A 22,207-nucleotide genomic window follows, 5' to 3' on the forward strand; every position below is an offset into this window, starting at 1 on the left:
GTTCGACTCCTGATAGTGAGGTGAATCAGCCCTTGACCGCACCGGAGGTGAGGCCCTTGATCATGTGGCGTTGCAGGACGAGAAAGACGAGAAGGATCGGCAGAATGGTCAGCACCGTCGCGGCCATCACCGCGCCCCAGTTGGTGTAGCCCTCGCTGTTCTGGAGCAGCGTCAATCCCACCGGAAGCGGTGCGACCGAGGAGTCGTCGGACATCAAAAACGGCCAGAGGTATTCGTTCCATTCGGTGACGATCGTGATGATGGCGAAGGCCACCATGGTCGGGCCCGACAGCGGCAGGATCACCCGGAACATCAGCCGTACCGGCCCGGCACCGTCCATCCGCGCGGCTTCGATGATCTCCGGCGGCAACGACAGGAAGTGATTGCGCATCAGGAAGGTACCGAAGGCGACGCCGGCCAGCGGAATGATGATGCCCTGGAACGAGTTTCGCCAACCCAACTCGGAGATGAGCGAGTAGTTGGAGATGACGGTGATCTGATTGGGCACCATGAGCGCGGCGATGATGACGAGAAAGACGATGTTCTTGCCCGGGAAGCGCAGGAACACCAGACCGTAGGCGCTGAGTACCCCGAGGACGAACTTGATGGACGACACGGCCGTGGTGATGATGATGGAGTTGCGCAGGTACGTGAAGAACGGCACCTCCGTCGTCGCCTCGTCGTAGTTCTGCGGATGAAAGACGCTGGGCCACCACGTGACCGGCTGCACGTAGATGTCCGGTCGATCCTTGAAGGAGGTGATCAGGATCCAGAACAGTGGCAGCCCGATCATCAGCAGAACGGCGACCATGGCCGCGTATCCGAGGATGTTCGCGTTGCGACGCGCACGCTGCGGGTCGCGCGGTCCTGGCGCTTTCTCCGGCGTCGCCGTATCGGGCTTGTCGGTCACAGTCATCGCTGATCGTCTCGATCCATGATTCGTACCTGCACGAGAGTGACGATCAACAGCACGAGGAACAGGATCGTCGCGACGGTGGCACCGTAGCCGGCTCGGAAGTTGCGGAACGTCTCCTCGTAGACCTGGTAGACCATCGTGGTGGTGCCGGTGCCCAGCGGGCCGCCGCGCGTCATGACGTTGATGATGTCGAAGACCTGCAGCGAATTGAGCAGCACCGTGATCGACAGGAAGAACGTCGTCGGACGTAGTTGCGGCAGAAGCACTTTGCGGAACGTGGTCCAGCGGCTCGCCTGATCGATCTCGGCCGCTTCCATCAATTCCTTGCGCACGCCCTGCAGGGCCGCCAGGTAGATGACGAAGGTGTAGCCCAGGTTCTTCCACAGGTAGGTCACCGTGATCATGACCATCGCCCACTTCGGGTCCTGATAGAAGTCCGGAACCGCGCCCAGGCCGAGGCGTCGCATCAGATCCTGGACCAGCCCGAAGTTGGGGTCGAAGACGAATTGGAACGCGATGCCGATCGCGGCACCCGAGATGACGTACGGGGCGAAGACTGCGGAGCGAACGAAGTTGCGGCCCCGGAGCTTTCGATCGAGCAGCAGCGCCAGCACCAGGCCGAGAACCAGTGAGCCCACCACCGCGGCGACCGTGAACACGACGGTGTTGCCGACGATCTGCCAGGTGTCCTCGCGGGAGGCCCACTCGCGGTAGTTGTCGAAGCCGACGAACGTGGAGGTGGGCGAGGACAGGTTCCAGTCGAAGAACGAGAACTGGAAGTTCTCGACCAGCGGCCGATACGTGAACACGCCCAACAGAACCAGGTTGGGGCCCACCAGAATCAGGAACAGTGCGTAATCGGTCCACGGCCGCGAGAAGAAACGCTTCTCGCGTGCCCTGGGCAGCACTCGTTCGGTTGTTGCACTCACTGCGAGGACTGTGCTCAGCCCCGGCCAACGAATGGTGAACTGAGCCCCAACGTCCCCTGTCGCTCAGGCCAATTGCTGCGTAGTGGTGCGGTTATGTGCCCGCTGTGGCACTCAACCGCACCACTACGCAGGCACTAGCGGTTCCAGTCTCCGAGACCGTCGGATCCGCTGAGGGTTCCGCCGTCGGTGTTGACGACGATGACGGGGTCGCCCTTCTGGACGTTCTCGAAGAACCACTTGCCGTCTTCGGTGCTGACGTTGAGGCAGCCGTGCGATTCGTTGGAGTAGCCCTGCTGCGATTCCGACCACGGGGCGGCGTGCACGAAGATGCCGCTGTAGGAGATGCGCGTCGCGTACTCGACGTACGTGCGGTAGCCCTCCTCGGAGTCGATCGGGACGCCGTACGTGGACGAGTCCATGTACATGTCGCGGAACCGCTCGCCGACGATGTAGGTGCCGTTGGGGGTTTCGTGTCCGACCTTGCCCATCGAGGTGGGCATGGTGCGGACGACCTCGCCGTTGCGGGTGACGGTGATCTGCTTGGTGTTGTCGTCGGCCGTGGTGATGATGGAGTCGCCGGTGGAGAATTCGGCTTTCGCTCCGCCGGCCTCGACGGTCACCTGGGTGTGCGCCGGGTAGAACTCGTTGGGCAGCCAGCGGACCTGGGTGTCGTTGATCCAGTAGAAGTGGCCGTCGACGGACGGGTTCGTCGTGACGCGAATCGCTCGCAGGGCGGCGTCACGATCACCGATTGCCTCGTCGAAGCGGATGGCGATGGGCTGCGCGACTCCGACGACCTCGCCGCCGGAGGGGCTGATGCTCGGATCGGCGAAGTTCGCGGGCGCGAGCTGCGGGACGATCTGCTGCTGGGGAGCGGGCGCAGCCGGATCCGAGGACCCCGGCATTCCGGGGATGGAGACCTCCGGGCCGCCCGGCCACAACGGCGCGGCCTGTGCCGAACCGAATGCGGCGGACGCAGCAAGGGCTGTACCTGCAACGATCGCGCCGATACGGGCGAATCTGCGTGTGCGAACCGGTGATGCCATGTAACCCGACCATCCTTCGTGCTGCGTCGCGATGCCCACCGACAGAGCTGTGCGTGAGCAAAGCCCATTAACACATACCGCCCCGACATTTGCTAATCGGATATCTCCGAAACGGACGAAAAAAACCGCGAGTACGAGTATCTTCCCGCAACCGGTCCCGAGCACTGTCTCTGCAGGCCAGGACGCATGTGTCGGCAGCCGGGGAACGGGTATGTGCGTCGGAAGCACATCCCGTCCAGACACCGGCGGTTTCCGAAACGGACTCTTCTTCGTCCGGTGTCCGAGAAGGGTGGACCGTGATCTCCGATGCTTTCCCCCGTACCCCAGTCAGTCACATCGTCGTCGTCGTACCCGCGCACAACGAGCAGGATCTGCTCGACGCCTGTCTGACGGCCCTGTCCCGGGCTGAGCGTCGCGCCGTCGCAGTGGCGGCGGTGACCGTCTCGACGGTCGTCGTACTCGATGCGTGCACCGACGACTCGGCGCACATCGCCGCACGTCACCCGTCGGTGTCGGCGATCGAGGTGGCGCATCGCAACGTCGGAGCAGCCCGGGCCGCCGGATTCGCGAGCAGCCCGCGAGACGGCAGTCGGCTCGACGCCACCTGGCTCGTCACCACCGATGCGGACACCCGGGTGGGTGAGGACTGGCTGCTCGGCCATCTTCGGCATGCCGCCGAGGGCGCTCGGGCAGTAGCCGGGACGGTGGCGGTCGATTTCGAGGGCCACGTCGAGGAGAACCTCGGGTTGCGATCGTCGTACGACGCGCACTACCGGCACGAAATCGGCCACCCACACGTGCACGGCGCCAACCTCGGCGTCCGAGCGACCGAGTACTTCGCGGTCGGAGGATTCGCACCTTTGACCACCGGCGAGGACCACGATCTGGTCCGACGCCTCGAGCTCGGCGGCATCGAGTGCCGTCGAGTGTGCGACATCCCTGTCACGACGTCGGGTCGCCTCAGCGGCAGAGCGCCCGACGGCATGGCCGGATTCCTACGTTCCCTGGAGGCCACCGCATGAGCGAGACCGATTTTCTCGAATCCACCGACCGCGCAGACATCGACACCGGTCTGCGCAACGCGTTCTTGGCGTTCGAGGCGGACGGTCGTCTCGACCTCGCGCTGCCCGGCTCGGGATACACCGATCTGCGCTGGCAGTCGCTCGCCGCCCTGAGCCGTCACAACACGGTGCTGGGCCGGTGGTCCGAAGCGCACACCGACGCGATCGCGATCCTGCACGAACTCGACGGCCCGACGCCACAGCGCGGTCAGATCTGGGGAGTGTGGGCTGCGGAACCACCTGCTCCGATTCTCGAGGCGGTACTGGAGGACTCGGGCTGGGTTCTCACCGGAACGAAGCCGTGGTGCTCGGGTGCGTCACTGTGTACGAACGCTCTGGTCACTGCGCGCGTCGAGGGAAGTCCTCGGCTGTTCGCCGTCGATCTGACGCATCCGGGCGCAACCCCGGTACCCGACACGTGGCATGCAGTGGGGATGAGCGAAAGCGATTCCGGCTCGGTTGCATTCGACAGCGTCCCGGCCGTTGCGGTCGGCGGACCGACCGATTACCTCACCCGTCCTGGCTTCTGGCACGGTGCCATCGGGGTGTCGGCAGCCTGGTTCGGTAGCGCGTGCGCGGTGGCGGACACGCTGCACGCCGCCGTTCGCACCAGGCCGGACCCGCACCGTGCCGCACATCTCGGTGCCATCGCAGCGGCACTCGGTGCGGCGTCGAGCGCACTGACCACCGCGGCCGCCGAAGTGGACGCCGATCCGTTCGACCGTTCCGGTCGAGCCCGGACCCGAGCCCGCATCGTGCGGGCGGTGGTCGAGGACGCGGCGACTCAGTGCATCGACCGCGTCGGCCGCGCTCTCGGTGCCGGCCCGCTGTGCAGCGATGCCGAGCACGCGCGGCGCGTCGCAGATCTCACCGTCTATCTGAGGCAGAGCCATGCCGAACGCGATCTCGAAGCCCTCGGGCAGGACATCGCCGAGGAGGACAACCCATGGTAGAGAACGCATTCGACGCCGAAGTCGATGTCGGCACCGCCGAATCGGATTGGATGTCGGCCGACTGGTCCATCCCCGGTCTGCAGTGGAAGGACGTCGTCACGATGGTCGTCGTCGCCCCGCACCCGGACGACGAGGTGCTCGGCGTCGGTGGCCTGCTGTCGTTGGCGGCCGCGGCAGGGGTCGACGTGAGGGTGGTCGCGGTGACCGACGGTGACGGCTCGCACCCCGGTTCCCCGACTGTGACGGCGGAGGATCTGCGGGCACGACGCCCCGTCGAATCCGAACGCGCGTTGGCGGAGTTGGGAATCGACCACTCTCCGACGCGGTTGCAGATCGCCGACGGTGCCGTCGAGCAGCACGAGGGTGCCGTGGCCGATGCATTGATGCCGTTGCTCGACGCCACCCCGGGCACCTGGTGCCTGACGCCCTGGCGCGGAGACGGTCATCCCGACCACGAAGCGACCGCGCGGGCCTGTCTCACTGCGGCGAATGCCGTCGGGATACCGGTGGTCGAGTACCCGATCTGGATGTGGCACTGGGCAACTCCGAACCATCCTGCAGTTCCGTGGACACGATGCCGCCGTGTCGATCTCCCGGCGCATACCCTCGACGCCAAGCGCGCGTCGATCGAGCAGTTCCATTCTCAGATCCGGCCCCTGTCCGATCACCCCGCGGATCGAGCGGTGTTGCCCCCGCACATATTGGCCCGCTACCGGCGACCGTTCGAGGTGGTGTTCGCATGAGCATGGATTCTCGGACGAGCCCCGGTTCTCCGACCAGCCTGAGTGCCGACTACTTCCGCAATGTCTATGCGGCCAAGGACGATCCGTTCATGCTCGACAGCAAATGGTACGAGCGACGCAAGTACGCATTGACCATGGCCTCATTGCCGAAGCCGCACTATCGGCGAGCACTCGAACCCGGCTGCTCCATCGGCGTGCTCACCGAACAGTTGGCGACCCGGTGCGATCACGTGGTGTCGACCGATGTGGTGGACAGTGCCCTCGATTCGGCCCGCACGCGTGTAGGTGAGACTGCCGCAGTCGAATTCGCGTTGTGGTCGTTGTCCGACCATTGGTCGGCATTGCCGACACCCGAGGAGACGTTCGATCTGATCGTCGTCAGCGAGGTCGGCTACTACCTCGACGCCGCGGATCTCGCATCGGCGATGACGCGCGCCGTCGACCACCTGGAAGCAGGGGGCACTCTGGTGGCAGCGCATTGGCGTCACGACGTGGACGACTATCCGATCTCGGGTGATCGCGTGCACGAGATCATCGCCGCAACAACCGGTTTGGCGCTACTGAGTCGCTATCTGGACGAGGACGTTCGGATCGAGGTCTTCGTCGCCTCGGACGGTCCGGCGGTGTCGGTCGCGAGCACCGACGGCCTCGATGTGCGCTGACTGCGCTCGACCTCCAGGAGACGGGGCTCAGTCGGTCGATTTCGCGGCGTCGATGACCAGCTGTTCGGCGAGATCGGCGAGTTTGACGTTGGTGTCCTGAGACAGCTTGGCCAGCAAGGCGAATGCCGCCTGCGAGTTCAGGTTGTAGCGCTCCATCAACATGCCCTTGGCCTGACCGATCAGGTCTCGACTGGTCAACGCGGCCCGAATCTGCTGCTCCTCGCGTGCGGTGGAGAACGCGATGGCCGCGTGCGCAGCGAACAGCGAACCGATCGACTCGGCCTCGGCACTGAAGGCGTCGGTACGAGTGGAATGCAGGTTCAGTGCGCCGAAGTTGACTCCCTCGACGTAGAGCTGGAAGCAGATCATGCTCTTGACCCCGAGCGCAGACGCCGCGTCGGCGAACAGCGGCCAGCGGGTGTCGCTGTCCATGTCGTCGATCCTGATGGTGGTCTGTTCGATCGCCGATTCGAGGCACGGTCCCTCGCCCAGCTGCTCCTGAATCTTGTCGCAGTGGCCGGCGGGCTCCCCACACAGCGCGGCGCTGTGTACGAACTTGCCCTGCAGCACGGTGGTGATGGACGCGAATTCTGCGGACGGCACGTTGGCCACCGCGGACTCGGTGATGACGGCCAGAACTCGATCCGGATCCGAATGCTGACGCCGCAGCTTCTCGGCCACCTCGGCCATCCGTCGACTCAGCTCGAAATCGTTGACCCGCGAGCGCGTGCCCGTCGAATCCACTGTCTGCTCGCTGATGGTCGTCACCTCGTCCTGCTGTTGCACGAGCCCTGCTACTGCGCAGGGGCGCATCCCGGCATCGGCGGTGTGCCGACAACACAGGATACGCCCCTGATGGCAAAGCTCAACGACCGTTAGCGGGGCATCAGAGTGTGCTGGGTGCGATCAGCGAGTGCACGAACCCGATTTTCTTCACGACGGTCGGCGGCAGCACGAACGGGTAGAGGTCCTGGTGTCCCATCGATCGGTTGATCTGGTTCAGCGCCCACGACAGCGGCAACCACCAGTCGACGATCTGATCGAAGCCGACGTCACCTGGCAACGGGCTCTCCAGCGTCGAACCGGCCGGGGCCATACCGAACGCTGCGGCCGTGTCCAGGGTGTCGCGGATGTGCAGGTAGTGCGCGAACGTCTCGGCCCAGTCCTCGGCAGGGTGCATGGTGGCGTAGGACGAGACGTAGTTGTCCTCCCAGCCCTCGGGCGCACCTTCGCTGTAGTGGCGGTCGAGGGCGTCCTGGTAGCTCGAATCCGGATCCCCGAACAGCTCCTCGAAGGCCGCGCGATGCTCACCGTCTCCGACCAGCACCATCTGGTAGTAGTGGCCGATCTCGTGCCGGAAGTGCCCGACGAGCGTGCGATACGGCTCGGACATCGCGACGCGCAACTGTTCGCGGTGCACGTCGTCTCCCTCGGCGAGGTCGAGGGTGATCAAGCCGTTGTCGTGGCCGGTCATGACCTGTTGTTCTGCGCTGGAGAGCAGATCGAACACCAGGCCGGTCGCGGTGTCCTCGTCCCGGCCCACGATGGGCAGCCCCAGTTCGGTCAGTTCGAGCACGACTCGACGCTTGTTGGTCTCGGCGTCCGCGTAGGCGGCCATCGCGTCGACGTCGTCGTCGGCGGGGCGAGTACGCGTGAGCCGGCACGACACGCAGAGATCGTCGCTGTCGTCGGTGTCGACGAGCCAGTTGCAGCGCGCCGTGTTGAGGTTGGCGCACATCTTCCACGTGGTGCCGTCCACCTCGGCCTCGGCGACACCGTCGTCGGCCTTGTCGGGGAGCACCAGCAGAGCTCTGCTCGGCAGATGGAAGCCGAGCGCGCTCGAGCAGCTCAGACACAGTGAGTTCTCGAACGACAGCTTCTGTCCGCATTTGCGGCAGATGAAATCACGCATGGATGTTCCTTCGTGGCAGGGGTGAGTCGGGCTCGTATTCCCGTTTCTGGACGGACTAATGCCGTTCATCGAATATGTTGTGCACATCTCCCTCGCCGTGCGGCGAGGTCGACAGCGCAATAACGTTACTCTGCGGGCTGTCACCTGCAAGGAAGCAAACCGTCGACCCACACGTTGGTACAGACTGCTTCACAACACTCTTCGAGAGGATGCGGGCCGCAGATGGCAGATCAGATCACGCCGACGAATCGGCCCATGGCACGTTTCGCCGAACGGATCTCGCGGGCCCGCGGCGAGAAGAACAGCGAAACCCTGGCGGCGGGCTTCCTGCTCGCAGCGACACTGATCGCGCTGATCTGGGCCAACTCACCCTTCGGCGAGACCTACCAGTCGTTCTGGCACACCGAACTCTCCGTCACCGTCGGCGAGCACGGCATCTCCCTCGACCTCGCCCACTGGGTCAACGACGGGCTCATGGCGCTGTTCTTCTTCGTCGTCGGGCTCGAGGTCAAGCGTGAGTTCGCGATGGGCGAGCTCACCGACCGATCTCGTGCCGCCATCCCGATCGTCGCGGCGGTTGCCGGTCTGGCCGCGCCGGCGTTGCTGTTTCTCGCCTTCAATCCGTCCGGGCCCGCCGCCCAGGCATGGGGCGTCGTGATCTCCACCGACACCGCGTTCCTCCTCGGGGCACTCGCCGTCCTCGGCCCGAAGAAGGCCGCTCGGTTGCGCATCTTCCTGCTCACGCTCGCTGTCGCGGACGATGTGGGCGCGCTGGCGATCATCGCCTTCTTCTATACCGACAACCTCGACGTGGTGCCGTTGGTGCTGGCGTTCGTCGGTCTGGGGCTGATCTTCCTGCTGCGTCGGCTCGAGGTGTGGCGCGGCGTCGGGTACTTCGTCGTTGCACTGTTCACCTGGGTTGCGATGTACGAGTCCGGAGTTCACCCCACACTCGCGGGAGTGATGATCGCGTTGATTCTTCCGGTCTATCCGCCGCGCCGCACCGAGGTGGAACGCGCGGCGGATCTGACACGCGCGTTCCGGCAGTCGCCCAATCCCGAATATGCCCGAGCCGCCCGTCTCGGACTCGATCGCGCGGTGTCGGTCAACGAACGTCTCATGCGGCTCTACCAGCCGTACACGGCCTTCATCATCGTGCCGATCTTCGCGCTCGCCAACGCCGGAGTCGTGCTGAGCTCGGACACTCTGAAAGCCGCGTCGACCTCGACGCTCACCTGGGGCATCATCGCCGGTCTCGTTCTCGGCAAGCTCGTCGGAATCACCGCTGCGTCCGCTGTTTTCGCGAGGTTGAGACCGTCCTCCCTGGCTCCAGGACTGACGCTCTCCCACATCGCAGGCGGTGCCGCGATGTCCGGAATCGGATTCACGATCTCGTTGTTCATCATCGATCTCGCACTCGACGACCCGTTGCTGGCCGACGAAGCACGGGTCGGCGTGCTGGTGGCCTCGGTGATCGCCGCACTGCTCGGCTGGGTCCTCTTCCGGATCGACGAGAAGATCCATCCTCCGAAAGCCGAAGCATCCCTGCGCATTCTGCGTCCGGTCGACGCCAAGCGCGATCACATCCGCGGCCCGGTGGACGCACCTCTGACCATCGTGGAGTACGCGGACTTCGAATGCCCGTTCTGCAGCAAGGCAACCGGCAGCGTCGCCGAAGTACGCAAGCACTTCGGCGACGACCTTCGGTACGTCTACCGGCACCTCCCGCTCGACGACTATCACCCACACGCTCGCTACGCGGCATACGCCAGCGAGGCCGCAGCCGCGCAGGGCAAGTTCTGGGAGATGGCCGACGTGTTGTTCCGTAACAGCGACGCCCTCGAGCCCGACGACATCGACGGCTACGCACGTGAACTCGGCCTGGACATGGACAGATTCGAGGACGACATCCGCACCGGCGACTACGTGGTACGCGTCGAGGACGACGAACTCGACGCCTCGTCCTCGGACGTGGACGGCACCCCGACCTTCTACCTGGGACGCGGCGACAAGAACCTGACCCGGCACGTCGGACCATACGATGCGGCGACGTTGATCCGGGAACTCGAATCCATGTGAGCGCGGGCAAGGTTGCACAGAACATGCCCGCGTCGACCGAATCCCGTCGATACGGCGTCATAGTGTGCAACGTTGCCCGGCTTCGTCAGCTCTCCGTGCGATTCCCCTCCGCATCCCAGTGCTCGGCGACCTTTTTCGACGGCTGCACTCGGGGCGGTTCGCCGGGCATCTTGGGGTAATCCGGCGGGAAGTTCAGCTCCCCACCCGGCAGGGTTTCCCACAGCTGCAGAAGGGGTTCGAGGGAGTAGGCCTGCTCATCCATATCGGCCCACGGGTCACCGTCCTGAACCAGCTCCGGCACCGTGACGAGGTTGTACTCACGTGGATCGGTGACATCTGCCAACTGCGACCACGTCATCGGAGTGCTCACCGTCGCACCCGGACGGGCCCGCAGACTCCATGCGCTGGCGATGGTTCGGTCTCGATTGTTCTGGTTGTAGTCGATGAAGATGCGTTCTCCGCGTTCCTCTTTCCACCAGTTGGTGGTCACCCCGTCGTCGCGCCGTTCCAGCTCGCGGCCCAGACCGATGGCCGCATGGCGCACCTGCTCGAAGGTGTACTGCGGCTCGATGCGAACGTATATGTGAATGCCCCGATTACCACTCGTCTTCGGGTAGCCGCGTAAACCCAGCTCCTCCAACAGCTCTCGGGTCACATCGGCCACTCGCAGGGCGTCCGCGAACGTGGTTCCCTGCTGCGGATCGAGGTCCAGCCGGAGCTCGTCGGGATGATCCACGTCCGGTCGCCGCACCGGCCACGGATGGAAGGTCAGCGTGCCCATCTGCGCCGCCCACACCAGCGACGCGGATTCGGACGGGCACAGCTCTTCGGCGGTGCGCTTGCTGGGGAACGCGATCTTCACCGTCTCGATCCACTCTGGCGCGCCCTTGGGCAACCGCTTCTGATAGAAACCGTCGCCCTCCTTGTCCTGGGGGCCGAGTGCCAATCGCATGCCCTCGCGATAGCCGTCGGGCCAACGCTCCATCGCGGTGGGGCGGTCACCGATCGCCCTCATCAGTGGCTCCCCGACTGCCGCGAAGTACTCGCACACCTGCAGTTTGGTGATCTCCGGGGTGCGTTCGGTGGCCTCGAAGATCATGCGATCGGGGCTCGACACCCGCACTTCGCGCTCGCCGGCCTGCACGAACGCCGGTGGTGTTTTCGCGGCCATGGCTACCGTCCCCCGGCAATGACGTCGGCGACGTCGTAGCGCACCGGAACCTCGAGCTGGTCGTACGCGCACGAGCGCGGCTCACGATCGGGTCGCCACCGCAGGAACCGCGCCACGTGCCGCAGCCGAGCCCCTTCCATCTGGTCGTAGGCCACCTCGATGACCCGCTCGATGCGCACCGGGATCCAGTTGCGGTCGTTCGACGAATTCCAGCGGGTCGCCTCGCCGTCGTACGTGACATCGTCGCCGAGCCGGAGCGGTTCGAGTTCTTCCAGCAGTTCCAGCCGTCGCTTGTCGGTGAAGGCCGACGCGCCGCCGATCATGCGCAGGTCGTCGCCGTCGTACAGACCGAGGAGCAGAGATCCGATACCGTTGCCGGACTTGTGGATTCGATAACCGATCAACACACAGTCGGCGGTACGCGCATGCTTGATCTTGACCATCTCGCGCTTGTTCGGCAGATAGAGACCGTCGAGCTTCTTGGCCACCACACCGTCGAGCCCGGCACCCTCGAAACGCTCGAACCAATCCTCGGCCACCGCCGCGTCGTCGGTGGCGGAGGTGACGTGACAGCTCGTCCCGCCGGTACCCACCGCGTCGAGCAGTCTCGCTCGCCGCGTCGAGAACGGCTCACCCGTCAGGTCCTCGTCGCCGACGGCCAACAGGTCGAAGCCGATGAACTGCGCGGGCGTCTTCTCCGCGAGCATGGTCACCCGGCTCGCCGCGGGGTGAATCCGTTCGGACAGCGACTCCCAGTCCAGACGAGTGGATCCGTCCTTCTCGCGGGGGACGACGATCTCGCCGTCGACGACGATCTTCTCGGGCAGCTCGGCCTTGATCGCCTCCACCAACTCCGGGAAATAGCGTGCCAGGTCCTTACCGCCACGTGACCCCAGCACCACCTCGTCTCCGTCACGGAAGACGATCGCGCGAAACCCGTCCCATTTCGGCTCGTACGACCACACCGCGGGCCCGTCCTCGGGCTGTGCGGGCACCACTTTCGCGGCTTTGGCGAGCATCGGTGCGACCGGCACGGCAAGAGGAAGATCCACGCAGTTCATCCTGCCTCATGCAGCCGACGAGCGAGTCCGATATTTTCTACACGAGCACGGTCGAACCTACGAGGGCAGGACTCACCATGGCGTCATCCAGTCGTTCGGTCCGCGCTCTCGTGCTCGCGTTGTCGTCGTGCGCGGCGCTGATGCTCGGCGGATGCGCCTCGGAAGTGTCCGGTACCGCCGTCGCCATCTCCGGTGCCACCATTCCCGCCACCACGACCACCAACCCTCCCACCACCACACCTCAGACCGACATCGACGACGGCGGCAGTGTCGACATCGACGTGGAGATCGGCGAGTGCGTGGCCCTGGGCGGAACCGTCGACGAGGCGGCCATCGACAACGCGGCCTGCGGATCTCCGCAGTCCAACTACGTCGTCTTCGCCAAGACGCCCACCTCCGCCGAGTGCCCCGAGGATGCCGATCAGTACTACTACGAGACCTACTTCGACATCGAACAGGGAGCCCTGTGCCTCGACATCGACTGGCAGGTCGGTGGATGCATGGACCTCGTCGGTGAATTCGCTCAGCGGATCGACTGCGCGACCCCCGGTGCCGACACCCGCCGCGTGGTGACCATCCTGCAGGGCACCTCGTCCGTCGACGACTGCCCCGACCCCGCGCTGTACGGATTCGAGAAGGATTCACGCAACTTCGTCGTCTGCGTCGAACGGTTGTGACCGCCACCGACATCTCGGTCTCGAGCGCTCGGGGGCGCTGGATCGTCGCAGCCACGGTGCTCGGTTCGGCTCTGGCGATGCTCGACGCCACCGTGGTCAATATCGCGTTACCCGCGATCGGTCGCGATCTCGGTTCGGGCGTCACCGGTCTGCAGTGGACGCTGAGCGGTTACACCTTGACGCTGGCCTCGCTGATTCTGCTGGGCGGGTCGCTAGGCGACCGGCTGGGGCGCAGGCGGGTGTTCGTCTGGGGCACCGTCTGGTTCGCGGCCGCGTCGGTGCTCTGCGGGCTCGCTCCCAGCATCGAGGTGCTGGTCGCGGCGCGACTACTGCAGGGCGTCGGCGCGGCCTTGCTGACGCCGGGTTCTCTCGCGCTGATCTCGGCTTCCATCAGGGCCGAGGATCGAGGAGCTGCGATCGGTCTGTGGTCGGGTCTCGGCGGCGTCGCGTCCGCGGTCGGTCCGTTGCTCGGTGGCTGGTTGGTCGACGCCGTCGGGTGGCGTTCGGTGTTCCTGATCAACATCCCGCTCGCCGTCGTGGTCGTGTGGGTGGCAGCGAAACACGTTCCCGAGAGCCGAGATCCGCACGCATCCGGCCGACTCGACGCACCGGGAGCGGTGACCGTCGCGGCAGCGCTGGGTCTGCTCACGTACGGTCTGATCGAGTCACATGCCCTGGCGCTCGCTCTGGGTGTCGTCGCGGCCGGAGTGTTCGTGGTGATCGAGCGTCGCTCGCACGATCCACTGGTTCCGCCGTCGCTGTTCGCATCCCGAGTGTTTCTGGCGGCCAACCTCGTCACCTTCGCCGTGTACGCGGCTCTGGGCGGCGTGTTCTTTCTTCTGGTGTTGCAGTTGCAGTTCGCCGTGGGCTACTCACCCATCGCGGCCGGAGTGGCCACGCTGCCGATCACCGCTCTGATGCTCGTCCTGTCCGCCCGCGCGGGCAGAATCGCCGGACGCATCGGACCTCGTGTTCCGATGACCGTCGGGCCACTGCTCTCGGCACTGGGGCTGTTGCTGATGTTGCGCATCGGACCCGGATCCACCTACGCCACAGACGTTCTGCCTGCGGTTGTCGTCTTCGGGCTCGGATTGTCCGCTCTGGTGGCCCCGCTGACCGGAGCGGTTCTGGGCGCGGTGTCGACCGATCGTGCCGGAATCGCGTCTGGAGTCAACAATGCCGTGGCCCGCACCAGTCAACTGCTCGCCGTGGCCGCGCTCCCTGCGCTCGCCGGTATCGCGGGATCCGATTACGCTGCGCCGGAAGTGTTCTCGGACGGCTTCCACGCCGCGATGCTGATGTGCGCCGGACTGCTGGTCATCGGTGCCGCCATCGCGGCAGCACTGATCCGCGGCACCGGCGACGACGCGTCGAACTGTCCCCCGCACTGCGACATCGGCTCACCACCACCCGCCTCGCGTCGGAGCGCGTGACTCACCGCACTGGGTCATCGCACGATCAGCACCGAGCAGTCGGCGTGGTGAACGAGATTCTGACTGACCGACCCCAGAATCGTCCCACGCAGAGCACCTCGACCCCGAGAACCCACCACGAGCATCGACGCCGACGCCGACATCGCCCGCAGGCCTCGCGTCGGGCTCGACTGCGCGCTCACGGTCGACAGCGCCACCTCCGGGTACTTCTCGTGCATCTTCTCCACATGCGCATCCAGCCAATGCTTTTCGTGTGCCCGGACACTCACCCAGTCGATCTCCTCGAATCCCGTTCCCAGACCCGGCTGGGCCGCGAATCCCCAGTAGTTCGCCGCGACCACCGGTGCACCGACGGTGTGGGCGAACTCGAGCGCTGCACTCAACGCTCGATCCGACTGCTCGCTTCCGTCGACGCCCACCACGATGGGCCTGGCGGGATCGCTGCTCTCTCCACCACCACGCACCAGCAGTACGGGGCAACGGGCGTGCGTGACGACCCGAAGGGTGTTGCTGCCCAGGGTCAGGTCTCGTAGTGCACTCGACTTCCTCGATCCCAGCACGATCAATTCGGCGTCGGCATTCGACAGGTACGACGCGATGGTGCCGTCGACGCTGACGATGTCGACGGATACGTCGGGTGCAACGTCGTGCATCGCTCCGGCCGCACGGGTGAGATGCTTTCGCCCGATCATGCGGAGGTCCCGCTCGAGCGCACCGCCGTCCACGAACGCTGCCGATCCGTACCAATCCCCCTCGGGGACAGCGTGAATCAACCGAACGGACGCGTGTGTCTTCGCGGCGTAGGCGGCCGCCCACAGTGCTGCGGCATCGGCCTCGGTGGAGCCGTCGATGCCCACCAGGATGGGAAGCACGCGGTCGGTGGAATTGCTCATGATGTGTTCCTGTCTCGATGGGGAAGCCGTCGGGTCGGTCAGGGATGGAACAGGGCAGATACTTCGTCGGTATCGATATCGGTGCGGCATCCGCTAGATTCGAGCTCGACGTAGAAGGTCTCGTAGCCGCGCGGGTCGGCCCCGCTGACACCGGTGCTGCGTCGCTCGAACACGCGCACCCCCGGCCACCGGCCGAGCACCGCAGTTCTCAGATCGTGTCCGTCCGGGGAGGTTCCGGCGAGCGGTCCGTATTCGGCGATCATCACCGCGTACACGGTGCCGCCGGTCGACGCGGTGGTCACCGGAAACACCGTCGACCCTGTCGATGCCGGACTGTCGACGGTGATGGAATCGGTCTCCATCCGCCGGGTACCTGCCGCTGCTGGTGCGTCGTTCGTCATCGTCGAGTCCCCGCTGTCGTCGTGTCCCTGCAGATCATCACCGGGCAGCGCGCATGCCGCGTGAGGTTGCTACTGGTCGATCCGAACAGTGCTCTCGCCACCACTCCCCGTCCGTGGCTACCGACCACCACGAGGCCGGCACGCTTGGACAAATCTATCAACAGATGCGCCGGATTACCCTGTTGCACAATATGTTCGACGGATACGTCCGGATACTTCTCACTCCATCCGGCAAGACATTCCGACAGCAGCATTCGCTGCTCGCGCTCGATCTCGGCACTGTCGGGCGATCCCGGCAAGGAGAGCGCCGCCCCCTGGGACAACGAGCTCCAGGCAAGCGCGGCGATCATCGGCACACCCAACAGAGACGCCAGATCGAAGGCCTGCTCGACGGCCACCTCACTCGTCGCACTGCCGTCGATACCGACGAGGATCGGTGCGTCGACGGTGCCGATTCCCTCCCGCCAGACGATCACCGGACACAGGGCCGCGTTCGAGGTCTCCTGCGCCGTACTCCCGAACAATGCCGACACGATCGGGCCGGAACCGGAGTTACCGACGACGAGCATGCGGGCGGTGCGGGAGTGTCCGACCATCATCGTGCATGCGGTCGCTTCCTCCACCGAGGTGGTCACGGCCAGGTTCGGATGACGGGACAGCACCGCGGTGGCAACGTCGGTGACGACGCGTTCGGCCGCGCGCCGCTGCTCGTCCCACACCTCCGTCGGCACCACCGTTGCGGGCTCGCCCATGTAGAACACGGGCTGCTGTACTGCCCCGGCGATCAGCAGCGGAGAATCCACCTTCTCGGCCAGGGTGGCCGCCCAGCGGGCAGCGTCGATGCTGGCTGGCGAGCCGTCCACGCCGACAACGATTTTCTGGTGTCCTGCGAGAATCACGATCGTCTCCTGTTCGTTGCGCGGGCGGGTGCCGAGAGCACCGACGCGACCGCGTGTCGTGGGGTTCGGGGTGGCGGTGAGCCGATCATCGGTTTACCGACTCGAATCAGCACCTGCGCCACCCCCGTGCGTGCAGCGAGAGATTCGACCAAGCGCCTGCTACCCGACTGTTCCGTCATGTGCGTCAACGGGCACGTCGCCAGTCCGTCCGCTGTCGCTGCCAGGAGGAAGGCAGACATGGCTCGACCGCTCTGCAGCCAATCCAGGTGTTCGTCCGATGACGTCTCGAGCAGCACCACGGTGGATTCGTCCTCGACCGGCTCGTGTGTCACGGTCGCGGCGACCCGGTGCGGTTCGGGGAACACTCGTCCGACCTGCACCCTCGATGCATCCGCGCGGTTCGTCAGAGCCTCGGGCGGAATTCCTCCCGATCGGAACGCGTGCCCGGCCCACCATCTGATCTCCGCCTGATACGTCGCGTCGTACTTACGTACGCTCGCGCTCAGAGTCGATGCCTTCGCCAACGTCTCTTTGGACTCGGCCGACAGGACGGTCATCTCGGTGCCGTAGTGCTCCTGACCCAGGTATCGCGTCAGATCGCGATTGCTCGGCACCGGCCCGAACGCTCGCCGATCCGAGTACCGCCGATTGATCGCAGTGAGCAGGTCGAACTCGTGCGACCGGGGATGCGCGTCGTGTACGAAACGAACACGCGCGAGGTGATCCGGTGCACCCGGGGTCGGCAACAGGTCGATCTCTGCCGTCCACCTGTTGGCTGCCGCGGCCTTCTGCAGGTGGTCCAAGGCAGCCCCGCAGCTCATCACCATCTGCCGCTCGGTCGGGTCTATCGCCCCGAGCACGCGCGAGCTGTCGGTGTACAGATCGAGTACGTGCTCGGAGTAGATCCACCTCCACGGCTGACTGTTGTGCACCGACGGAGCGCGACACGCGAGCTCCACCAGCATCTCCACCACGGCCGTATCCGGCTGATCGTTCATCGTCCCTCCTCGGACTCCCACCGCGATGCGGCGACACACCCACTCTCTCCCCGAGCTGGTGGTGCTCGACAGGGCCATTCGTCACTCGATGAAGGGCACTCGAGACGTACGAGTTGGGTGCATGCCGATCGAGAGCCGCAACCACAGGTTTAGTGTTGACGGTGAATGCGACTCAGGAGCGGAACCTGAGGACGCGACCGTCCGCCGACCGCTCAGGAGAGTCATGACGACCCCGCAGAATCCCCACGAAGACATCGACGTCAAGCCGCGCAGCCGCGACGTCACCGACGGACTGGAGAAAACGGCAGCGCGCGGCATGCTCCGCGCCGTCGGGATGGGCGACGAAGACTGGGGCAAATCCCAGATCGGCGTCGCGTCGTCGTGGAACGAGATCACCCCGTGCAACCTCTCGCTCGAACGTCTGGCGAAGGCCGTCAAGAAGGGCGTCCACGCCGCCGGCGGCTACCCGCTGGAATTCGGCACCATTTCGGTGTCCGACGGTATCTCGATGGGTCACGAGGGCATGCACTTCTCGTTGGTCTCCCGTGAGGTGATCGCCGACAGCGTCGAAACCGTCATCAGCGCAGAGCGTCTCGACGGTTCCGTTCTGCTCGCCGGATGCGACAAGTCGCTGCCCGGAATGCTCATGGCCGCAGCGCGTCTGGACCTGGCGAGTGTTTTCCTCTACGCCGGCTCCACGTTGCCCGGGTTCGCGACCTTGTCCGACGGCAGCGAGCACCAGGTGACGATCATCGACGCCTTCGAGGCCGTCGGTGCCTGTTCACGCGGATTGATGTCACGCGCCGACGTCGACACCATCGAACGCGCCATCTGCCCCGGCGAAGGCGCCTGCGGCGGAATGTACACCGCCAACACGATGGCCAGCGCAGCCGAAGCGATGGGAATGTCGTTGCCCGGCAGCGCATCTCCCCCCGCTCCCGATCGCCGACGCGACGGATTCGCCCACGCCAGCGGTGAGGCCGTCGTCGATCTTCTGCGACGCGGCATCCGCACCAGCGACATCCTCACCAAGGAAGCCTTCGAGAACGCCATCGCCGTCGTGATGGCCTTCGGCGGCTCGACCAACGCGGTACTGCACCTCCTGGCCATCGCCCACGAGGCGCAGGTGGACCTGACCCTCGCCGACTTCACCCGCGTCGGCGCGAAGGTTCCCCACCTGGCCGACGTCAAGCCGTTCGGCAAGCACGTCATGACCGACGTCGACGCCATCGGCGGAGTTCCCGTCGTGATGAAGGCTCTGCTCGACGCAGGCCTGATGCACGGCGACTGCATGACGGTCACCGGTAAGACCGTGGCGCAGAACCTCGCTCACATCGCGCCCCCTGACCCCGACGGAAAGGTACTGCGCGCACTCGACAAGCCGATCCACCCGACGGGCGGCATCACCATCCTCGAAGGATCGCTCGCCCCCGGCGGAGCCGTCGTCAAGTCCGCAGGCTTCGACTCCGACGTCTTCGTCGGCACCGCACGAGTTTTCGAGCGTGAACGCGCGGCCATGGACGCCCTCGAAGACGGCACCATCGCAGCAGGCGACGTCGTGGTCATCCGCTACGAAGGACCCAAGGGCGGGCCGGGAATGCGCGAGATGCTCGCAATCACCGGAGCCATCAAGGGTGCGGGACTCGGCAAGGACGTCCTGCTGCTCACCGACGGCCGATTCTCCGGCGGCACCACCGGCCTCTGCGTCGGACACGTGGCACCCGAGGCAGTCGACGGCGGACCCATCGCCTTCGTCCGCGACGGTGACCAGATCCGACTCGACGTGGGCAAGGGCACCCTCGACCTGCTCGTCGACGCAGCCGAAATGGACTCCCGCGCACAGGGCTGGGCACCACTGCCGCCGCGCTACACCCGAGGAGTGTTGGCCAAATACTCCAAGCTGGTCGGATCGGCCTCGAACGGTGCGGTGCTGATCTAGCCGTCCCCTTTCCGCCCGCCCCCTGCCCCCGCCCCCGTGCCGCCCGCCCCAGGTTCGGATCAATGTGGATTTCAGTCAGTCAGAGTGCAACAAAGGCGCATTGATCCCAGTGGGGTGAGCGGGCGGGATTGGGTGAGCGGGCGGCGGGCGAGCAAGAGGCGGGCGGGTTGCGACTACAGCGGCATTGCCCACATGGAGCTCGAGCGTTCCTTGAATGCCGTGCAGTTGGCGTGTTGTTTACTGGCCCGCTGGTAGAAGGTCTGCAGCGGCTCGGTGGGTTCGGGCGGCTGCGGTGTGGGCGCAACCGGCAGGTCGCTGAGTTCGAGGGCTGCGTCGAGGGCTTCCTCGGCCTCGACGCGTCGGGTGCGCGCCAGGTTGGACAGGGCGAGCTGGTGGATCGTCACGCGGTCGCCGGACTTGCTGTCCACCGTGGCCTGTCGGGCGACGGAGGCGTCGAACTCGTACACCTTCGAGGCCAGCTGATAGATGCTGGGACGCTCGAGCTCGGCGTCCACCAGAGCCGGCTCGGCCACGGTGCGCGCAGGTGTCGGTGCGGTCTCCTCCGCGGTTCGCAACGCGTGCCGTGCGCCGGAATTCTGGGGCTTCGCCGACGGCCGCTCCAGTAGTTGCTCGAGCTCGGCAACCTCACGATCGGCTACCGGGTCCTTTGCCGGCGGCGCGACGAAGGGCACGATCGGCTCGAACTCGATCTTCTCCGACGACGTCGCCGCAGTCGCATTCTTGGACGGAATGAGCAGCGCGACGATCACCGTGCCGACGCCGAACACGACGGCGGCAACAACACTCGTGTGCACCACTGCGTCACCGAACGCCGCGACGGCATTGGCCTCCAGATTGTCGGCGAACCCACTGAGAAATGCGTTCTGGTCACGGATGACGTCGGAGACGATCACCGCACCGGCCAACGAATCCTGCGATGCCGCAAGCCCTTCCGCCGCCTGCCCGGTGTACTGGCCGTTCGGTTGCTTGCCGGGGAAGGTCTGCAGGAATCCTTCGATGCCCTGGCGGTAGGACGCGGCGAGCACCGATCCGAGCACAGCGATACCGAGCGATCCGCCGAGTTCGAGGGCGGTGTCGTTGAGGCCGCCGCCCACTCCGAGCTTGCTGTCCGGGAACTCGCCCATGATGGAGTCGGTGCAGGGCGAGACGGACAGTCCGATTGCCAGACCGAGCAGCGTCAGCACCGGAAGAAAGTCGGAATACGTTGCCGTCGAATCGATCCCGATGAGCGAGACGACCGACAGCGTGCCCACGATCATGCCTGCGGTGACGGTGACGCGCGGTCCCAGCTTCGGCGTGAGCCACATCGTGATTCCGGATCCGACGAAGACCGCACCGGCCAACGGCAAGAGGTGAACGCCGGTGGACACCGGACCGTAGCCGAGAGCGAACTGCAGATACTGGGCGACGAAGTAGATGGCGCCGAAGGTGACGAGGAAGAAGATCAGCACCGCGAGGGTGGCCCCGCTGAGGATGCGGGAAGAGAACATCCGGACGTCGAGCAACGGATTGGGATGCCGCAGTTCCCATCCCACGAAGCCGAGGACCGACAGCAACCCGACGAGCGCGAAGTACAGCGGCCCGACCGTCCAGCCGAAGTGCATCCCCTCGATGATGGCGTACACGATGGTCGACACGGCCAGCACCGACAGCAGTCCACCGATCCAGTCGATCGCACCCGGGTCGACGGCCCGTGACGGCGGGACCAGCACGACGGCACCGACGATGGCGGCCAGCGCGATCGGAACATTGATCAGGAACGTCGAGTGCCAGGTGAAGCTCTCGAGAAGCCAGCCAGCCAACAGCGGCCCGGCCGCGATCGCGAGTCCCGAGGTTGCCGCCCACACGGTGACAGCGGTGGCGCGCTCCCGCTTGGGGAAGGTGGCGACCAACAGCGACAGTGTGGCGGGCATGACGATGGCTGCGGCGACACCCATGACGATGCGGGCCAGGATCACCCCGAGGGTGGCATCGGTGAGTGCCCCGGCCACAGATCCGGCGACGAAGATGATCAGGCCGAGAATCAGAGCGCCGCGGCGGCTGTAGCGATCTCCGATCACCCCGCACAGCAACATCAACGACGCGTAGGGGACGGTGTAGCCGTCGATCACCCATTGCAGGTCGCTGCTCGTCAGACTCAGATCGAGTGTCATCGACGGTGCGGCGACCAACAGGGACGTATTGGCCATGACCACGATCAGCAGGCTCAGGCACAACACCACCAGCGCCGACCAGCGTCGTGGGTACGGTTTGTGCATATCTTGGACAGGCGTCATCGCAAGCAGTGTCATCGTGTGTTCCCCCCCGTTGGCAAAGTGCGAGACACACCTTGCACAGTGCTGTGCAGCTTAGGAAGCGTCGACTAGGCTCGGCAATCTTTTGTGGCGGCAACCACACTCCCCGCCCGCGATCG

20 protein-coding genes are annotated in these 22,207 nt (G+C 65.5%); 8 read left to right on the top strand and 12 right to left on the bottom strand.

The annotated features are described in order from the left end of the window. Positions 1–25: 25 nt before the first annotated feature. From R3P93_RS16605 to R3P93_RS16615, 3 genes are all read right to left on the bottom strand, one after another. Positions 26–916 carry a carbohydrate ABC transporter permease gene (locus tag R3P93_RS16605; RefSeq protein WP_094640579.1) on the bottom strand — a complete coding sequence of 297 codons (891 nt, stop codon included), beginning with the start codon at positions 914–916 and terminating at the stop codon, positions 26–28. Next, a complete protein-coding gene (locus R3P93_RS16610) occupies positions 913–1,845 on the bottom strand; it encodes a carbohydrate ABC transporter permease (RefSeq protein WP_176460333.1) in 933 nt (310 codons plus the stop codon). Before R3P93_RS16610 ends, R3P93_RS16605 begins: the two co-directional genes overlap by 4 nt. 134 nt (positions 1,846–1,979) lie before the next feature. Then, positions 1,980–2,891, bottom strand: a complete 912-nt coding sequence (locus R3P93_RS16615; RefSeq protein WP_317533495.1) for a L,D-transpeptidase — start codon at positions 2,889–2,891, stop codon at positions 1,980–1,982. 296 nt (positions 2,892–3,187) lie between these two features. Between R3P93_RS16615 and R3P93_RS16620 the strand changes: the two genes are divergently transcribed. The 4 genes from R3P93_RS16620 to R3P93_RS16635 are packed head-to-tail and all read left to right on the top strand — an operon-like array spanning position 3,188 to position 6,310. Then, a complete protein-coding gene (locus R3P93_RS16620; protein WP_068048774.1) occupies positions 3,188–3,913 on the top strand; it encodes a glycosyltransferase in 726 nt (241 codons plus the stop codon). Further along, positions 3,910–4,905: an acyl-CoA dehydrogenase family protein gene (locus R3P93_RS16625; RefSeq protein ID WP_068048771.1), complete on the top strand. Its 996-nt coding sequence runs from the start codon at positions 3,910–3,912 to the stop codon at positions 4,903–4,905. The genes R3P93_RS16620 and R3P93_RS16625 overlap by 4 nt, the downstream gene beginning before the upstream one ends. Next, positions 4,899–5,648: a PIG-L deacetylase family protein gene (locus tag R3P93_RS16630; RefSeq protein WP_068048768.1), complete on the top strand. Its 750-nt coding sequence runs from the start codon at positions 4,899–4,901 to the stop codon at positions 5,646–5,648. The genes R3P93_RS16625 and R3P93_RS16630 overlap by 7 nt, the downstream gene beginning before the upstream one ends. Next, positions 5,645–6,310, top strand: coding sequence for a class I SAM-dependent DNA methyltransferase (locus tag R3P93_RS16635; protein WP_231893761.1), 666 nt, complete (start codon positions 5,645–5,647; stop codon positions 6,308–6,310). The genes R3P93_RS16630 and R3P93_RS16635 overlap by 4 nt, the downstream gene beginning before the upstream one ends. Before the next feature lie 27 nt (positions 6,311–6,337). Here the strand turns inward: R3P93_RS16635 and R3P93_RS16640 are convergent, their stop codons facing one another. Continuing rightward, positions 6,338–7,078, bottom strand: coding sequence for a GAF and ANTAR domain-containing protein (locus R3P93_RS16640; RefSeq protein ID WP_317533529.1), 741 nt, complete (start codon positions 7,076–7,078; stop codon positions 6,338–6,340). 118 nt (positions 7,079–7,196) lie between these two features. Next, positions 7,197–8,222, bottom strand: a complete 1,026-nt coding sequence (locus R3P93_RS16645) for a zinc-binding metallopeptidase family protein (RefSeq protein WP_317533496.1) — start codon at positions 8,220–8,222, stop codon at positions 7,197–7,199. 222 nt (positions 8,223–8,444) lie between these two features. Between R3P93_RS16645 and nhaA the strand changes: the two genes are divergently transcribed. Continuing rightward, positions 8,445–10,301, top strand: a complete 1,857-nt coding sequence (gene nhaA / locus R3P93_RS16650) for a Na+/H+ antiporter NhaA (RefSeq protein WP_317533497.1) — start codon at positions 8,445–8,447, stop codon at positions 10,299–10,301. An 85-nt stretch (positions 10,302–10,386) separates the two neighbouring features. Here the strand turns inward: nhaA and R3P93_RS16655 are convergent, their stop codons facing one another. Next, positions 10,387–11,472: a DNA polymerase domain-containing protein gene (locus tag R3P93_RS16655; protein ID WP_317533498.1), complete on the bottom strand. Its 1,086-nt coding sequence runs from the start codon at positions 11,470–11,472 to the stop codon at positions 10,387–10,389. Between the two features lie 2 nt (positions 11,473–11,474). Beyond that, on the bottom strand, positions 11,475–12,524 hold the full coding sequence (locus R3P93_RS16660) for an ATP-dependent DNA ligase (RefSeq protein ID WP_094669158.1): 1,050 nt from the start codon (positions 12,522–12,524) through the stop codon (positions 11,475–11,477). Positions 12,525–12,610: 86 nt separating this feature from the next. Here R3P93_RS16660 and lppU point away from each other — a divergent pair, with 86 nt between their 5' ends. Together lppU and R3P93_RS16670 are read left to right on the top strand one after the other, a co-directional pair. Beyond that, positions 12,611–13,210 carry an LppU family putative lipoprotein gene (gene lppU, locus R3P93_RS16665; protein ID WP_094669155.1) on the top strand — a complete coding sequence of 200 codons (600 nt, stop codon included), beginning with the start codon at positions 12,611–12,613 and terminating at the stop codon, positions 13,208–13,210. Further along, positions 13,207–14,643, top strand: coding sequence for an MFS transporter (locus R3P93_RS16670; protein ID WP_317533499.1), 1,437 nt, complete (start codon positions 13,207–13,209; stop codon positions 14,641–14,643). Before lppU ends, R3P93_RS16670 begins: the two co-directional genes overlap by 4 nt. A 14-nt stretch (positions 14,644–14,657) precedes the next feature. On the opposite strand, the gene R3P93_RS16675 is transcribed toward R3P93_RS16670, so the two are convergent. The 4 genes from R3P93_RS16675 to R3P93_RS16690 are packed head-to-tail and all read right to left on the bottom strand — an operon-like array spanning position 14,658 to position 17,834. After that, complete coding sequence (locus R3P93_RS16675; RefSeq protein WP_317533500.1) at positions 14,658–15,536, bottom strand: universal stress protein; 879 nt, start codon at positions 15,534–15,536, stop codon at positions 14,658–14,660. Positions 15,537–15,574: 38 nt separating this feature from the next. Next, positions 15,575–15,937 carry a hypothetical protein gene (locus R3P93_RS16680; protein WP_094640569.1) on the bottom strand — a complete coding sequence of 121 codons (363 nt, stop codon included), beginning with the start codon at positions 15,935–15,937 and terminating at the stop codon, positions 15,575–15,577. Beyond that, positions 15,934–16,836 (bottom strand): universal stress protein, encoded by a 903-nt coding sequence (locus R3P93_RS16685; protein WP_317533501.1) that lies wholly within the window; start codon positions 16,834–16,836, stop codon positions 15,934–15,936. Before R3P93_RS16685 ends, R3P93_RS16680 begins: the two co-directional genes overlap by 4 nt. Further along, positions 16,833–17,834, bottom strand: a complete 1,002-nt coding sequence (locus R3P93_RS16690; RefSeq protein ID WP_317533502.1) for an Acg family FMN-binding oxidoreductase — start codon at positions 17,832–17,834, stop codon at positions 16,833–16,835. The genes R3P93_RS16685 and R3P93_RS16690 overlap by 4 nt, the downstream gene beginning before the upstream one ends. Before the next feature lie 223 nt (positions 17,835–18,057). On the opposite strand from R3P93_RS16690, the gene ilvD reads away from it, so the two are divergent. Further along, entirely contained in the window at positions 18,058–19,773 is a 1,716-nt protein-coding gene (gene ilvD / locus R3P93_RS16695) for a dihydroxy-acid dehydratase (protein WP_094640567.1), read from the top strand. 173 nt (positions 19,774–19,946) lie between these two features. Here ilvD and R3P93_RS16700 read toward each other — a convergent pair whose 3' ends face one another. Continuing rightward, on the bottom strand, positions 19,947–22,085 hold the full coding sequence (locus tag R3P93_RS16700; protein ID WP_094640566.1) for an MFS transporter: 2,139 nt from the start codon (positions 22,083–22,085) through the stop codon (positions 19,947–19,949). Positions 22,086–22,207 lie beyond the last annotated feature (122 nt).

Source organism: Rhodococcus cerastii (assembly GCF_033042195.1).
GTDB lineage: Bacteria > Actinomycetota > Actinomycetes > Mycobacteriales > Mycobacteriaceae > Rhodococcoides.